Annotated in this window: 14 protein-coding genes; 5 read left to right on the top strand and 9 right to left on the bottom strand. The window is 67.5% G+C overall.

All coding sequences use genetic code 11. The features are described from left to right. Positions 1-86 precede the first annotated feature (86 nt). On the bottom strand, positions 87-347 hold the full coding sequence (gene grxC, locus WT53_RS29130; protein WP_006477722.1) for a glutaredoxin 3: 261 nt from the start codon (positions 345-347) through the stop codon (positions 87-89). Next, positions 344-766: a rhodanese-like domain-containing protein gene (locus tag WT53_RS29125; protein WP_034208460.1), complete on the bottom strand. Its 423-nt coding sequence runs from the start codon at positions 764-766 to the stop codon at positions 344-346. The genes grxC and WT53_RS29125 overlap by 4 nt, the downstream gene beginning before the upstream one ends. 135 nt (positions 767-901) lie before the next feature. Between WT53_RS29125 and gpmA the strand changes: the two genes are divergently transcribed. From gpmA to WT53_RS29110, 3 genes are all read left to right on the top strand, one after another. Continuing rightward, positions 902-1,648 carry a 2,3-diphosphoglycerate-dependent phosphoglycerate mutase gene (gene gpmA, locus WT53_RS29120; protein WP_060262502.1) on the top strand — a complete coding sequence of 249 codons (747 nt, stop codon included), beginning with the start codon at positions 902-904 and terminating at the stop codon, positions 1,646-1,648. A 267-nt stretch (positions 1,649-1,915) separates the two neighbouring features. Next, complete coding sequence (locus WT53_RS29115) at positions 1,916-3,469, top strand: S41 family peptidase (protein ID WP_059781422.1); 1,554 nt, start codon at positions 1,916-1,918, stop codon at positions 3,467-3,469. Between the two features lie 104 nt (positions 3,470-3,573). Beyond that, a complete protein-coding gene (locus WT53_RS29110; RefSeq protein ID WP_034208463.1) occupies positions 3,574-4,326 on the top strand; it encodes a molybdopterin-synthase adenylyltransferase MoeB in 753 nt (250 codons plus the stop codon). A gap of 68 nt (positions 4,327-4,394) precedes the next feature. Here WT53_RS29110 and ptsP read toward each other — a convergent pair whose 3' ends face one another. The 7 genes from ptsP to WT53_RS29075 form a co-directional block, all read right to left on the bottom strand. After that, positions 4,395-6,167 carry a phosphoenolpyruvate--protein phosphotransferase gene (ptsP, locus tag WT53_RS29105; RefSeq protein ID WP_034208770.1) on the bottom strand — a complete coding sequence of 591 codons (1,773 nt, stop codon included), beginning with the start codon at positions 6,165-6,167 and terminating at the stop codon, positions 4,395-4,397. Positions 6,168-6,368: 201 nt separating this feature from the next. Then, positions 6,369-6,638, bottom strand: coding sequence for an HPr family phosphocarrier protein (locus tag WT53_RS29100; RefSeq protein ID WP_006477716.1), 270 nt, complete (start codon positions 6,636-6,638; stop codon positions 6,369-6,371). A 73-nt stretch (positions 6,639-6,711) separates the two neighbouring features. Next, entirely contained in the window at positions 6,712-7,182 is a 471-nt protein-coding gene (locus WT53_RS29095; protein ID WP_060262500.1) for a PTS sugar transporter subunit IIA, read from the bottom strand. Positions 7,183-7,414: 232 nt separating this feature from the next. Further along, a complete protein-coding gene (gene gshB, locus WT53_RS29090; RefSeq protein WP_034208465.1) occupies positions 7,415-8,371 on the bottom strand; it encodes a glutathione synthase in 957 nt (318 codons plus the stop codon). 27 nt (positions 8,372-8,398) lie between these two features. Next, positions 8,399-9,688: a glutamate--cysteine ligase gene (gene gshA, locus WT53_RS29085; protein WP_034208466.1), complete on the bottom strand. Its 1,290-nt coding sequence runs from the start codon at positions 9,686-9,688 to the stop codon at positions 8,399-8,401. A gap of 243 nt (positions 9,689-9,931) precedes the next feature. After that, positions 9,932-11,443, bottom strand: a complete 1,512-nt coding sequence (locus WT53_RS29080; protein ID WP_059825185.1) for an ammonium transporter — start codon at positions 11,441-11,443, stop codon at positions 9,932-9,934. A gap of 37 nt (positions 11,444-11,480) precedes the next feature. Next, positions 11,481-11,819 carry a P-II family nitrogen regulator gene (locus tag WT53_RS29075; RefSeq protein ID WP_006398175.1) on the bottom strand — a complete coding sequence of 113 codons (339 nt, stop codon included), beginning with the start codon at positions 11,817-11,819 and terminating at the stop codon, positions 11,481-11,483. A 355-nt stretch (positions 11,820-12,174) separates the two neighbouring features. On the opposite strand from WT53_RS29075, the gene WT53_RS29070 reads away from it, so the two are divergent. Continuing rightward, positions 12,175-12,426: an accessory factor UbiK family protein gene (locus WT53_RS29070; protein ID WP_006489451.1), complete on the top strand. Its 252-nt coding sequence runs from the start codon at positions 12,175-12,177 to the stop codon at positions 12,424-12,426. A 328-nt stretch (positions 12,427-12,754) separates the two neighbouring features. Beyond that, the gene (locus WT53_RS29065) at positions 12,755-14,359 is read left to right on the top strand and encodes a YifB family Mg chelatase-like AAA ATPase (RefSeq protein ID WP_034208468.1); all 1,605 of its coding nucleotides are present in this window, start codon (positions 12,755-12,757) and stop codon (positions 14,357-14,359) included. Positions 14,360-14,677 lie beyond the last annotated feature (318 nt).

The following is a 14,677-nucleotide window of genomic DNA, read 5'->3' as shown; positions in this document are numbered from 1 at the left end:
ACGGGGCGGCCCGGCTGTTCGCCGGCCGCCACGGATGAATCCTGCGCGCCCAAGCCGCGGCGCGGCCGGCGGCCATTCTGCCCTAATCAGGCCGCTTGCAGAAGCGGCACGAGGCCGCCTTCGCGGTCGAGCTTCGACAGATCGTCGTAGCCGCCGACGTGCGTGTCGCCGATATAGATCTGCGGCACCGTGCGGCGCCCCGTGCGCGTCATCATTTCCTCGCGGCGGGCCGGATCGCGATCGATCAGCACCTTTTCGATCTGCTCGACGCCGCGCAGCTTCAGCAGGCGCTCGGCCTGCATGCAATACGGACACACCTGCGTGCTGTACATCAAAACCTTGTTCACTTCGCCACTCCTTGTTTGACGACCGGCATCCCGGCTTGCTGCCAGGCGGCCACGCCGCCTTCGAGCACGTGCACCTCGGCGTAACCCGCCGCCTCGACCTCGCGCGCCGCCTTCTGCGACTGCTGGCCGTTCTGGCAGACGAGCAGCACCGGGGTGCTCTTGTTCTTCGCGACCTGCGCAATTTTCGCGCCGATCTCGCCCGGCGCGACCTGACGCGCCGACGGCAGATGGCCGGCGGCGAAATCGGCGGCGGCGCGCAGGTCGATCACGACCGCGTTGCGACGGTTGATGAGCTGCGTCGCCTCCGCGGCAGACAGGCCGCCGCGACCGCGGCGCAGTGCGGGCCATGCGAGCAGGCCGCCGGAAACCACCAGGATCGCGATAAGGGCCAGGTTGGTGTAATTGGTAAAGAACGTCACGGAATTCCGCCGGAAGAAGAGAAATCGGATGAGGACAATCCCGCCATTATAAAATAACCGCCTTGCGCGATGGCGGGCCCGGTCCGGGCGCCGCGCGACGCGCCCCGCTTCCCTTCACTACCGACCGCAAGATCCATGTACAAACTCGTTCTCATCCGCCACGGCGAATCGACGTGGAACAAGGAAAACCGCTTCACCGGCTGGGTCGACGTCGACCTGACCGAACAGGGTCGCAACGAGGCCTACCAGGCCGGCGAGTTGCTCAAGGAGGCCGGCTACACGTTCGACATCGCGTACACGTCGGTGCTCAAGCGCGCGATCCGCACGCTGTGGCACGTGCAGGACAAGATGGATCTGATGTACCTGCCGGTCGTCCACTCGTGGCGCCTGAACGAGCGCCACTACGGCGCGCTGTCGGGCCTGAACAAGGCGGAAACGGCCGCGAAGTTCGGCGACGAGCAGGTGCTCGTGTGGCGCCGCAGCTACGACACGCCGCCGCCCGCGCTCGAGCCGACCGACGAGCGCGCGCCGTTCGGCGACCCGCGCTATGCGAAGGTGCCGCGCGAGCAGTTGCCGCTCACCGAGTGCCTGAAGGACACGGTCGCGCGCGTGCTGCCGCTGTGGAACGAGTCGATCGCGCCAGCGATCCGCGCCGGCAAGCAGGTGCTGATCGCCGCGCACGGCAACTCGCTGCGCGCGCTGATCAAGTACCTCGACGGCATCTCGGACAGCGACATCGTCGGCCTGAACATCCCGAACGGCGTGCCGCTCGTCTATGAACTCGACGAGAACCTGAAGCCGATCAAGCACTATTACCTCGGCGACCAGGAAGCGATCGCGCAGGCGCAGGCCGCCGTCGCGAAGCAGGGCAAGGCGGGCTGACGCCCGGCGCGGCGGACAAGCCGCGCTCCGGCGCGGCGTGCCGGGCTCGGCCTCGAACGCCGGGCCGCACGTCGCGCGAACCTTCGCGGCCCTGCTGCGGTCGAATCCGCTTTCGAACCCCGCAGCGCGCCCGGCGGTGCCTCGCCGGGCCTTCTGCGGCCTTGTCGACGCTTTTCGCGCCGTTCCACTGAGTTATCGGACGAACAGTTATACTTGTCCGCTACATCCCCGCTACCGCCACGCGCTTCCCGACCGCACCAGATCTCTATGCGAATGAATTTGAAGAACATCGGCCTGATTGCCGCGGGCCTTGCCACGGGCGTGTTCGCCACGCTGCAGGTTTCCGCATCGGCCGAGCAGACCGCCACGGCGCCGCTTCCCCTCGACCAGCTCCGCCTGTTCGCGGAAGTATTCGGGCAGATCAAGCGCGAGTACGTCGAACCGGTCGACGACAAGAAGCTGCTGACGGCCGCGATCAAGGGCATGGTGTCGAGCCTCGATCCGCACTCGTCGTTCCTCGACAAGACCGACTATGACGAGCTGCAGGAGCAGACGAAGGGCCGCTTCGCGGGCCTCGGCATCGAGATCTCGCAGGAAGACGGCCTCGTCAAGGTGATCTCGCCGATCGAGGATACCCCGGCGTTCCGCGCCGGTATCCGTCCGGGCGACCTGATCACGCGCATCAACGACAAGCCGGTGCGCGGCATGACGCTCGACAAGGCCGTGAAGCAGATGCGCGGCGAGCCGGGCACCAAGGTCACGCTGACGATCTTCCGCAAGAGCGACGACCGCACGTTCCCGGTCACGGTCACGCGCGCGATCATCAAGGTCCAGAGCGTGAAGATGAAGATGCTCGATCCGGGCTACGCGTATGTCCGCATCACGAGCTTCCAGGAGCGCACGACGCCGGATCTCGCGCAGAAGCTGCAGGACATCGCGCGCCAGCAACCGAATCTGAAGGGCCTCATCCTCGACTTACGCAACAACGGCGGCGGCCTGCTGCAGAGCGCGGTCGGCGTGGCCGGCGCGTTCCTGCCCCCCGACTCGGTCGTCGTGTCGACCAACGGCCAGATCCCCGATTCGAAGCAGGTCTACCGCGATACGTACGACAACTATCGCCTGCCGTCCTTCGACGGCGATCCGCTGAAGAACCTGCCGCCGATCTTCAAGACCGTGCCGATGATCGTGCTGACGAACGCGTATTCGGCGTCCGCGTCGGAAATCGTCGCCGGTGCGCTGCAGGATTCGAAGCGCGCGCAGATCATGGGCAAGACGACGTTCGGCAAGGGTTCGGTGCAGACGGTCCGCCCGATGACGGCCGACACCGCGCTGCGCCTGACCACCGCGTACTACTACACGCCGAGCGGCCGTTCGATCCAGAACAAGGGCATCACGCCGGACGTGCCGGTCGATCAGTACGCGGACGGCGATCCGGACGACGTGCTCGTGACGCGCGAGGTCGACTACACGAACCACCTCGCGAACACGCAGGATCCGAACGAGAAGAAGGAACAGGAAGAGCGCGAGCAGCGCCGGCTGGACCAGTTGCGCATTCTCGAAGAGCAGAACGACAAGAAGACGCCGGAGCAGCGCCAGAAGGATCGCGATCGCAAGCCGATCGAGTTCGGCAGCGCCGACGACTTCATGATGCAGCAGGCGCTCAACAAGCTCGAAGGCAAGCCGGTCCAGGAATCGAAGTCGCTGCTCGCCGAGAGCACGACGAAGAGCCCGGCCGGCAAGGCCGCCGCGGCCGCGAAGGCATCGGGCGCAAGCGCCGCGAAGCCGGCATCCGCACCGAAGCCGGCCTCCGCGCCGAAGTAAGCGCCGGCCGGCATCCGACGGGCCATCGCGGGAAGACCGCGATGGCCCGTTTTTCATGCGCGCCTAAAATAACGAACGTCCGCCCGCCTCGCTCACGAGCCCCCATGAACGACGATCAACTCCTTCGCTACTCCCGCCACATCCTCGTCGACGAAATCGGCATCGACGCGCAGCAGCGCTTTCTCGACGCGCATGCGATCGTCGTCGGCGCGGGCGGCCTCGGCTCGCCGGCCGCGATGTATCTCGCGGCATCGGGGGTCGGCACGCTCACGCTCGTCGACGCCGATACGGTCGACCTCACGAACCTGCAGCGGCAGATCCTGCACGTGACGGCATCGGTCGGCCGCAGCAAGGTCGAATCGGGGCGCGACACGCTCGCGCAACTGAACCCGGAGGTGACGGTGAACGCGGTCGCGGCGCGCGTCGACGATGCGTGGCTCGACGCACACGTGCCGCATGCGAGCGTCGTGCTCGACTGCACCGACAACTTCGCGACGCGGCACGCGATCAACCGCGCATGCGTCGCGCGCGGCGTGCCGCTCGTGTCGGGCGCCGCGCTTCGCTTCGACGGCCAGATCAGCACGTTCGACTTCCGCGACGCGGCCGCGCCCTGCTATGCGTGCGTGTTTCCGGAAGACCAGCCGTTCGAGGAAGTCGCATGCGCGACGATGGGCGTGTTCGCGCCGACCGTCGGGATCATCGGCGCGATGCAGGCGGCCGAGGCGCTGCGCGTGATCGGCGGCATCGGCAAGACGCTGAACGGGCGGCTGATGATGCTCGATTCGCTGCGGATGGAATGGACGACGATGAAAATCGCGCGCCAGGCCGACTGCCCGGTGTGCAGCGGCCGGCACTGACGCGCGACGGGCATGCGCCGGGCCGCGCATGCGTGACGTTTCGCGATGGTTAGCGGCGGCAAGAACGCCTAGGCAGCCGCATCCGCCCGCGGCTCGGCGATCGACAGCCGCTGCAGCGCCGCCTGGACTTCTTCCGGCTCGAACGCGGCCAGCACGTCGGCCGTCGGCTTTTCGAGCGCCTTCAGGTGCGCGCGCAGGATCTCCTGCTTCACGACGAGCAACTGGCTCGGATGCATCGAGAACTCGGTGAGCCCCATCCCGAGCAACAGGCGCGTGAGCGCCGGGTCGCCCGCCATCTCCCCGCATACCGACACCGACACGCCCGCGCGCTTCGCTTCGCGCAACGTGTACGCGATCAGGTGCAGCACGGCCGGATGCAGCGGGTCGTACAGGTGCGCGACCGCGTTGTCGGCGCGATCGATCGCGAGCGTGTACTGGATCAGGTCGTTCGTGCCGATCGACAGGAAATCGAAGCGCTTCAGGAACAGCGGCAGCGCGATCGCCGCGGCCGGGATCTCGATCATCGCGCCGAGGCGCACGTTCGGATCGTACGCGAGCCCCGCGTCGTCGAGCTGGCGCTTCGCCTCGCGGATCAGGTCGAGCGTCTGGTCGATCTCCTGCGCGTGCGCGAGCATCGGGATCAGGATCTTCACCTGGCCGAACGCGGACGCGCGCAGGATCGCGCGCAACTGCGTGAGGAACATCTGCGGCTCGGACAGGCTCCAGCGGATCGCGCGCAGGCCGAGCGCCGGGTTCGGCGCCGTTTCGTAGCCTTCGTCGAGCGCGTCGAGCGGCTTGTCCGCGCCGACGTCGATCGTGCGGATCGTCACCGGCATGCCCTTCATCCACTCGACGGCGCGCTTGTACGCGGCGAACTGCTCCTCCTCTTCCGGCATCTCCTTCTGATGCATGAACAGGAACTCGGAGCGGAACAGGCCGACGCCGACCGCGCCGGCCTCGACGGCCGCCTTCGCGTCGTCGGGCAGCTCGATGTTCGCGTACAGGTCGATCTTCGTGCCGCACAGCGTTTGCGTCGGCGAGAACTTCAGGCGCTGCAGCTTGCGTTGCTCCAGCACCTTCTCGGACTGGCGATACGAATATTCCTCGAGGACGATCGGCGCGGGATCGACGATCACGATGCCCTGATCGCCGTCGACGATGATCAGGTCGTCCTGGCGGATCAGCGCACTCGCATGCTGCACGCCGACCGCGGCCGGAATGCCGAGGCTGCGCGCGACGATCGCCGTGTGCGACGTGCGGCCGCCGAGATCGGTGACGAACGCCTGGAACGACTGCGTCTTGAACTGCATCATGTCGGCCGGCGCGATGTCGTGTGCGACGACGATCATCTCGTTCGTGCCGTTCGCGGCCGCGCCGTCGAGCGCCTGCGACGCGGACGGCGCACCGGCGAGCGCCTTCAGCACGCGCTCGACCACCTGCTCGATGTCGGCCTTGCGCTCGCGCAGGTATTCGTCCTCGATGTCGTCGAAATGGCGCGTGAGCAGTTCGAGTTGCTCGGTCAGCGCCCATTCGACGTTGTAGCGGCGCGTGCGGATCAGGTCGATGGTTTCCTGCACGAGCATCTCGTCGCTCAGGATCATCGTGTGGACGTCGATGAATGCGCCGACTTCGCTCGGGGTGTCGTCGGTCAGGTCGGCGCGCAGCGCTTCGAGCTCGCGACGCACGACGTCGCGCGCCGTGCGGAATCGCTCCACTTCGGCGTCGGTCTGGTTGGCCTCGATCAGGTAATGGGCGACGTCGAGCGCCGCCGGCGCGATCAGATAGGCTCGCCCGATCGCGATACCTCGTGAGACGGGAATGCCATGCAGCGTGAAGGACACGCGCACCTCCTCTGTACAAGTAAAGCCGCGGCACACTGCTGCGATGCGCTTATGACCCCGGTTAGCGATTATAAATTCCGCGACTCCCTGCTGACTGCATGCAGCGCAGCATTGCGCATTCCGCATCAATGCTTCCGACGAAAAAAATGCCGCGACATCCGCGGCATTCTGACTGGAAACGGCAATGATTCCGCGTCGCGCTCACTGGCCTTCGCCGAACTTGTCGGCGATCAGCTTCAGCAGCGCATCCATCGCTTCCCGCTCGTCGGGCCCTTCGGTCTCGATCGTCACGGTGCTGCCGATGCCGGCCGCCAGCATCATCACGCCCATGATGCTCTTCGCATTGATCTTGCGCCCGTTGCGTGTCATCCAGACTTCCGACTGGAAGTTGCCGGCCAGTTGCGTAAGCTTGGCCGATGCGCGCGCATGGAGCCCCAATTTATTGACGATGGTGGTTTCTTGTTGAAGCATGATTCTCGGTCGGGTCGGTCGGGACCGCCGGCGGCGCGCGCCGGCGGGTCGGGCTAAAACGGAAAACGGAGGCTCAGTGCGATTCGGTGCGCGGCTGCGGTTCGGGCGGAATTGGCGCGCACTGGCCGCAGCCGGTTTCCGACGGGGGCGGCGGCGTGCCGGACGACACCTCGTGGACGCCCTTCGCGCCGCCGGACAGCGCCTTGTCGACCAGCTTGTCGAGCGGCACGGTGCGGTAGCAGACGGCCCGCACGAGCATCGGCAGGTTCACGCCCGCAAGCACGCGCACGTTGTCGAGCTTCGCGAGCTGGCCCGCGATGTTCGCGGGCGTCGCGCCGTACATGTCGGTCAGCACGACCACGCCGTTGTCTTCCCGGAGCCGCGCGAGTTCCGCGTGCGCAAACGCCATCACCTGGGCCGGATCGCTGTCCGCCGTCACGTCGATGCAGCCGATGCGGGCGGGCACGCCGCCGTAGATGTGCGCGATGCAGTCCCGCAGCGCGGTGGCGAGCGGCGCGTGCGCGATGATCAGAATCCCGGTCATGTCAGATCGCTCCCGGCCGCCCCTGGCGGGCCGATACCCCGCGGCGGGGCAATGAGCGTAGCGAGTATGGGGAACGTTTCATGTTCAGCCTTGCAACAGTGTCGGCCCGACCGCCGGGCCTTCGGTGCGCCGATCGCGGCACCGGGCAAGCGGGCATTGTAGCAGGCCGGTCAAGCGGCTCCGGCGACGGGGGGGCCTGCGCGGCCGCCGCCGGGGTGGCGCGGAAGGCGGCCTACGCGGCCGCACGCTCCAGCGCGTCGATGAACATCGCGGCGACGTCGAAGCCCGTCTGCTCCATGATCTCGCGGAAGCACGTCGGGCTCGTGACGTTCACCTCGGTCAGCCAGTCGCCGATCGCGTCGAGGCCGACCAGCAGCAGCCCGCGCGACGCGAGCACGGGCCCGAGCGTTGCGGCGATCTCGCGGTCGCGGGCCGTCAGCGGCTGCGCGACGCCGAGCCCGCCCGCGGCGAGATTGCCGCGCACCTCGCTGCCCTGCGGAATCCGCGCGAGCGAATACGGCACCGGCTCGCCGCCGATCAGCAGGATGCGCTTGTCGCCGGCCTTGATCTCGGGGATGAACTTCTGCGCCATCACCGAGCGCGTGCCGTCGTGGCTCAGCATCTCGACGATCGAACCGAGGTTCATGCCGTCCGGCTTCACGCGGAACACGCCCATCCCGCCCATTCCGTCGAGCGGCTTCAGGATCACGTCGCCGTGCTCGGCGTGGAACGCGCGCAGCCGCTTCGCGTCGCGCGTGACGAGCGTCGGCGCGACGAACTGCGGAAATTCGCCGATCGCGAGCTTCTCCGAATGATCGCGGATCGACTGCGCCCGGTTGAACACGCGTGCGCCGGCACGCTCGGCCAGCTCGAGCAGCCACGTCGACGTCACGTACTCCATGTCGAACGGCGGATCCTTGCGCATCAGCACCGCGCCGAACGATTCGAGACGGCGCGCATCGACCGCGCCCGCGTCGAACCAGGTGTCGCGATGCAGGTCGTCCAGTTCGCCGACGAACGTGATGCGCCGCACGTCGGCCTCGACGGCCGAGCCCGTCCACGCGAGGTGGCGCGGTTCGCACGCGTACACCGCATGCCCGCGCCGAGCGGCCTCCGCCATCATCGCGTAGGTCGAATCCTTGTAGATCTTGAAATGCTCGAGCGGGTCGGCGATAAAAAGAATGTCCATGCGGGTCCTGTACGTAGCGAAGGTCCGTTACACCTGGATGGCTTCGGGGTCGGTCTTTTCCAGTTCGATCGACGACGCGATCAGCGACAGCCGTGCGACGACGCCGTACATGTAGAAACGGTTCGGCGGCGCGGCGCCCGGCTTCGCGCCGGCATCCGGCAGCGCGGTGTGCTCGAAGCCGAGCGGCACGTAGTGCATGCCGGGCGCGTTCAGGTTCTGGTCGCGCTCGCGGCCGCCGTGCGTGCGGTAGAAGCCGCCGACCACGTAGCGGTCGATCATGTACACGACCGGCTCGGCCACTTCGTCGCCGACGCGCTCGAACGTGTAGACGCCTTCCTGCACGATCACGTCGCGCACCGCGAGGCCGGCCTTCGATTCGGCCATCTGCGCGCGCTCGGCCTTCGTCATGCGGCCGATCTCGGCCGCGTCGTGCACGGTCATCACGCCGCGGCCCGCGGTGCCCGCGTCGGCCTTCACGACGACGTACGGCTTCTCGCTGATCCCGTATTCGCGGTACTTGCGCGCGATTTTCTTCAGCACGCCGTCGATCGCGTCGGCGAGCGCCTGCTCGCCTTCATGCGCCTGCCAGTCGACGCCTTCGACGTGCGCGAAATACGGATTCACCATCCACGGATCGACGCCGACCATCTTCGCGAACTTCTTCGCGACGTCGTCGTAGCATGCGAAGTGCGTCGACTTGCGGCGCACGGCCCAGCCCGCGTGCAGCGGCGGCAGCAGGTACTGTTCGTGCAGGTTTTCCAGCACGGCCGGGATGCCGGCCGACAGGTCGTTGTTCAGCAGGATCGAGCACGGATCGAAATTCTTCAGGCCGAGGCGGCGCTGCGAACGCTCGAGCGGTTCGAGCACGATCTTCTGGCCGTCGGCCAGCGTGATCGGCGTCATGTCGGTGATGCTGGGGTCGAGCGAGCCGAAACGCACGTTCAGGCCGGCCTGGCGCATGATCGTCGCGAGGCGCGCGACGTTTTCCAGGTAGAACGCGTTGCGGGTCGGCAGCTCGGGAATCACGAGCAGATTCTTCGCGTCCGGGCAGATCTTCTCGATCGCGGCCATCGCGGCCTGCACGGCGAGCGGCAGCACTTCGGACGGCAGATTGTTGAAGGCGCCGGGAAACAGGTTCGCGTCGACGGGCGCCAGCTTGAAGCCGGCATTGCGCAGGTCCACCGAACAATAGAACGGCGGGGTGTGTTCCTGCCATTCGAGCCTGAACCAGCGTTCGATCGCAGGCGTCGCGTCGAGGATCTTCTGCTCGAGTTCGAGCAGCGGACCGTTCAACGCGGTAACGAGGTGGGGAACCATGAATCACTCGCGAGCGGGAGAATGAAGATTGTAGAGCAATTGCCTTGCCCATTTGGGGATTGTTCCCGGCTTCACAAGGATATGGAGGAAGTTTTCGGCTATTGACCCGATAGAGTGAAGGGTTATCCGCTACGACTGCACGCGTCAGGAGAAAAAAAGCCCGCCGAGTAGGCGGGCCGAAGTCGCTGCGCTCATTCGGGGGCGGGCGCCGTCGTCGCGGCGGCCCGCCGTGGTTCGTGTGACTTATTCCACGTGCTCGCCGTGCAGCACCACGTCGAGGCCTTCGCGCTCTTCCTCTTCGGACACGCGCAAGCCGATCGTCAGATCGATCAACTTCAGCAGCACGAAGCTCAGCACGCCGCTGTACACGAGCGTGATCAGCACGCCCTTCGCCTGCAGCAGCAGGCTGCCGTCCATGCCGCCGATGTCCTTGACCGCGAATACGCCGGTCAGCAGTGCGCCGAGAATCCCGCCCACGCCGTGCACGCCGAACGCGTCGAGCGAATCGTCGTAGCCGAGCTTCGACTTGAGCCAGGTCGCCGACCAGAAGCACACGACGCCCGCCGCGATACCGATCACGAGCGCGCCCGCCACGCCGACGAAGCCGGCCGCCGGCGTGATCGCCACCAGACCCGCGACCGCGCCCGACACGATGCCGAGCACCGACGGCTTGCCCTTCGCGATCCATTCGGCAAACATCCAGCCGAGCGCCGCGCAGGCCGTCGCGACCTGCGTCGTCAGCATCGCGAAGCCGGCACGGCCGTCGGCCGCGACCGCGGAACCCGCGTTGAAGCCGAACCAGCCGACCCACAGCATCGACGCGCCGATCATCGTCAGCACGAGGTTGTGCGGCGCCATCGATTCGCGCCCGTAGCCGACGCGCTTGCCGAGCACCAGGCACGACATCAGGCCCGCGATACCGGCGTTGATGTGCACGACGGTGCCGCCCGCGAAGTCGAGCACGCCGTCCGCCGACAGCCAGCCGGTCGGCTCCCACACCATGTGCGCGATCGGCACATAGACGATCAGCGACCAGAGCGTCATGAACACGAGCATCGCCGAGAACTTCATGCGATCGGCGAACGCGCCGCAGATCAGCGCCGGCGTGATGATCGCGAACGTCATCTGGTAGACGAAGTAGACCGATTCCGGAATCGTCGACGCGAGATGGCTGACCGTCAGCGTCGTCGCCTTGTCGCCCTTGATGTAGTTCATCCCGTGCAGGAACACGCGCGACAGGCCGCCGATGAAGCCGTTGCCCGGCGTGAACGCGAGGCTGTAGCCGACCACCGTCCACAGCACCGTGATCAGCGCGGTGATCGCGAAGCTTTGCATCACGGTCGCGAGCACGTTCTTCTTGCGGACCATGCCCGCGTAGAACAGCGCGAGGCCGGGGATCGTCATGAACAGCACGAGCGCGGTGGACGTGAGCATCCACGCGGTGTCGCCCGCGCTGATCTTCGACGAATCGACCGAGAACGGCGCGGTGGGCGCCGCCGGGGCGGCCGGCGCGGATGCGGCGGCCGATGCGTCGGCCGCGCCCGAAGCGGGTGCGGCAGCGGCGGCGGATGCGTCGGCGGCCGGCGCCGAAGCGGGTGCGGCGGCAGCCGATGCGTCGGAAGTGGCGGCGGCCGGCGCGGAAGCAGCCGCGGCGGAACCAGCCGCGGCGGACGCCGCGTCGTCGGCGAGCGCGGAGCCAACGCCGGCCGCGATCAGCGAGCCGGCCATCAGCAGGGACATCAGAAGTTTGCGCATCTTGGGTTTCCTCTTGTCGCTTGTCTTGTCTGTTCTGTTACAGCGCGTCCGCGCCTGTCTCCCCGGTGCGAATCCGGATCACTTGTTCGATCGGCGTGACGAAGATCTTGCCGTCGCCGATCTTGCCCGTGCGCGCGGCCCGCTCGATCGCTTCCACCGCCTGGTCGACGAGATCGTCGGACACGGCCGCCTCGATCTTCATCTTCGGCAGGAAATCGACCACGTATTCGGCGCCGCGGTACAGCTCGGTGTGCCCCTTCTGGCGCCCGAACCCTTTGACCTCCGTCACCGTGATGCCCGAGACGCCGAGCGCCGACAGCGCTTCGCGCGTCTCATCGAGCTTGAACGGCTTGATGATTGCGGTAATGAGTTTCATGAAGTCCTCTCGCTGGGTTGTCCCGTCGGATGAGTTGGAATGTTGTGACGGACTCTTCTCAGCAACTCGCATGCCATGTTGGTCCGAGCACCGTCTCGAAGGGCTTCTGAACGGGGTCGCATCCCGCGACGTAAGACGCGGAAGCCCGGCCGAATGGCCAACATGGCCCGGTTTGCTGGCGCGGCGAAAGGATCGTTGCTAGAGTGCACGCACGTCCCGGATCGCCGGGCCATTCACCCATGCGGGCGCCATGCCCGGAATTCGCGCCCCGCGCGCACCATTTCCGGTCATGCGTGCATCATGGGCACGTATGCAACTGAAGATGCACATTTTTTGTGCAAGGAAGGGGAATCACATGAAGCAACCCAGCGACGTTTTCAACGATCTGCAGTCGCGCGTCAGCGATTTGCTGAAAAACTCGCCGGCCAAGGACGTCGAGCGCAACGTGAAGGCCATGCTGTCGCAAGGCTTCTCGAAGCTCGATCTCGTCACGCGCGAGGAATTCGATACGCAGGCACAGGTGCTCGCCCGCACCCGCGTGCGCCTCGAGGAGCTCGAAAAGCGCGTCGCGGAACTCGAGCAGAAGCTCGCCGCCCCGCAGGCCTGACGCCCCACCGGCCGCAAGGTCCGGGTGCGGGCCGCCTCGTGCGGCCCGCGCCCGCCACCCCGAAGCCGTTTCGCCACGCTTCGTCGTCCGTCGCTCTTCGCAGCCCCTCTTCGTAGTCCATCGCTCTTCGCAGTCCATCGCTCTTCGTAGTCCCGCGCTCTTCGTAGTCCCGCGCTCTTCGTCGTCCCGCGCTCTTCGCAGTCCATCGCTCTTCGCAGCACCTCGTTCTTTCCCCGCGCCACGCCGGCAAGCGCGCACCCGATTCCTCCGAGTCCCGCGGCATGCGGCCCCGAACGGCCGTCGTCCGCCTGTTTACAGGAGCCTCGCCATGTCGCTCGCCGTGGTGCGCAGTCGCGCGCCCGCCTCCGGCCGCGCGCCGGACGTCACCGTCGAAGTCCATCTCGCCAACGGGTTGCCGTCGTTCTCGATCGTCGGGCTGCCCGATCTCGAAGTCCGCGAAAGCCGCGAGCGCGTGCGCGCCGCGCTGCAGAACTGCGGGTTCGAATTCCCGGTGCGCCGCATCACCGTCAATCTCGCGCCGGCCGACCTGCCGAAGGAGTCGGGCCGCTTCGACCTGCCGATCGCGCTGGGCATTCTCGCCGCGAACGGCCAGATCCCGGCCGACGCGCTGGCCGGCCGCGAATTTGCGGGCGAGTTGTCGCTGACGGGCGCGCTGCGGCCGATGCGCGGCGCGTTCGCGATGGCGTGCGGCGCCGCGCGGGACCGGCGTGCGGAGGAATCCGGCGCGGGCCTGGCCGGCGGCCCGGGCATGGATCCCGGCGCCCCGCGCGATTCGGCCGCGACAGCGCGTCCGCCCGAGCTGTACCTGCCGCTCGACAGCGCCGCCGAGGCCGCACTCGTGCCGGGCGTGACCGTATTCGGTGCGCGCGACCTGCCGGCGCTGTGCGCGCACCTCGCCGATGCGCCGGACGGGCGGCTCGCGCCGGTCGCCGCGCCCTGTCTCGACGGCCTGCCGGCACCCGCCGCGCCCGATCTCGCGGACGTCATCGGCCAGCGCGGCGCGCGACGCGCGCTGGAAGTCGCCGCCGCGGGCGGCCATCACATGCTGATGGTCGGCCCGCCAGGGGCCGGCAAGTCGATGCTGGCGGCACGGCTGGCCGGCCTGCTGCCGCCGCTGACCGACGACGAGGCGCTGACCTCGGCCGCGCTGCTGTCCGCGAGCCGGCTCGGCTTCTCGCCCGCGCAGTGGCGCCGCCGGCCGTTTCGCGCGCCGCATCACTCGTCGAGCGCCGCCGCGCTGGTCGGCGGCCGCAATCCGCCGCAGCCGGGCGAAATCACGCTCGCGCACCTCGGCGTGCTGTTTCTCGACGAACTGCCGGAATTCGACCGGCACGTGCTGGAAATGCTGCGCGAGCCGCTCGAAGCCGGCCGCATCACGATCTCGCGCGCGGCCCAGCAGGCCGACTTCCCCGCCGCGTGCCAGCTGATCGCCGCGATGAACCCGTGCCCGTGCGGCTGGCACGGCGATCCGTCCGGGCGCTGCCGCTGCTCGCCGGACGCGGCCGCCCGCTATCTGCGCAAGCTGTCGGGGCCGCTGCTCGACCGCATCGACATCCAGATCGACCTGCCCGCGCTGTCGCCGGCCGAACTCGCGACCCGCGCGACGGCGCCCGGCGAGCCGAGCGCGGCGGTGGCGGCCCGGGTCGCGCAGGCGCGTGCGCTGCAGCTCGAGCGACAGGGGAAGACGAATCACATGCTGAGCGGCCGCGAAACCGACGACCTGTGCCGGCCGACCGACGAAGGCGAGCGGCTGCTGCGCGAGGCCGGCGAGCGCTTCGGCTGGTCGGCGCGTGCGTATTTCCGCGTGCTGAAAGTCGCGCGGACGATCGCCGATCTGGCCGGCGACCCGCTGCCGACGGCCGCGCAGATCGCCGAGGCGATCCGCTACCGGCGCGCGTTGACGGCGCCGTGAGCAGCCCAGGAGGACAAAATCAGGCTGTCAAGACTTGACTTATACACAATTCCGCGAATCCGGCCCTGGATCGCGGCTCGTCGCGGCCTTTGCCGGGCGGAATTCGTATCCCGTTGTTTCGATTGATTTTTCTCAAAAGGAGGATGGGCGACCAAACGGGCCGGAAGGCCGTCCCGCGCGGCTTCGCGGGAAATCCCCGCCACTTTTCAACAAAGTTATCCACATGCGCTGTGGATAGCCGAAAAACCCTCGCAAAATCCGGCGATTAGCGTCGAAAGCTGCGAATGAACTTTCAGTTGTCACGGCGTGTCCGAGCGC

This window comes from Burkholderia sp. MSMB2157WGS (assembly GCF_001532755.1).
Taxonomy (GTDB): Bacteria; Pseudomonadota; Gammaproteobacteria; order Burkholderiales; family Burkholderiaceae; genus Burkholderia.
The sequence above is the reverse complement of the archived record's forward strand: the minus strand, read 5'-3'. Positions and strand labels throughout refer to the sequence as shown.

What these genes read in the sequence shown, in the direction of transcription:
- gpmA (WP_060262502.1), top strand. Translation starts at nt 902, where the DNA reads ATGTACAAACTCGTTCTCATCCGCCACGGCGAATCGACGTGGAACAAG.
- WT53_RS29115 (WP_059781422.1), top strand. Translation starts at nt 1,916, where the DNA reads ATGCGAATGAATTTGAAGAACATCGGCCTGATTGCCGCGGGCCTTGCC.
- WT53_RS29110 (WP_034208463.1), top strand. Translation starts at nt 3,574, where the DNA reads ATGAACGACGATCAACTCCTTCGCTACTCCCGCCACATCCTCGTCGAC.
- WT53_RS29100 (WP_006477716.1), bottom strand. Translation starts at nt 6,638, where the DNA reads ATGCTTCAACAAGAAACCACCATCGTCAATAAATTGGGGCTCCATGCG.
- WT53_RS29095 (WP_060262500.1), bottom strand. Translation starts at nt 7,182, where the DNA reads ATGACCGGGATTCTGATCATCGCGCACGCGCCGCTCGCCACCGCGCTG.
- gshB (WP_034208465.1), bottom strand. Translation starts at nt 8,371, where the DNA reads ATGGACATTCTTTTTATCGCCGACCCGCTCGAGCATTTCAAGATCTAC.
- gshA (WP_034208466.1), bottom strand. Translation starts at nt 9,688, where the DNA reads ATGGTTCCCCACCTCGTTACCGCGTTGAACGGTCCGCTGCTCGAACTC.
- WT53_RS29080 (WP_059825185.1), bottom strand. Translation starts at nt 11,443, where the DNA reads ATGCGCAAACTTCTGATGTCCCTGCTGATGGCCGGCTCGCTGATCGCG.
- WT53_RS29075 (WP_006398175.1), bottom strand. Translation starts at nt 11,819, where the DNA reads ATGAAACTCATTACCGCAATCATCAAGCCGTTCAAGCTCGATGAGACG.
- WT53_RS29070 (WP_006489451.1), top strand. Translation starts at nt 12,175, where the DNA reads ATGAAGCAACCCAGCGACGTTTTCAACGATCTGCAGTCGCGCGTCAGC.
- WT53_RS29065 (WP_034208468.1), top strand. Translation starts at nt 12,755, where the DNA reads ATGTCGCTCGCCGTGGTGCGCAGTCGCGCGCCCGCCTCCGGCCGCGCG.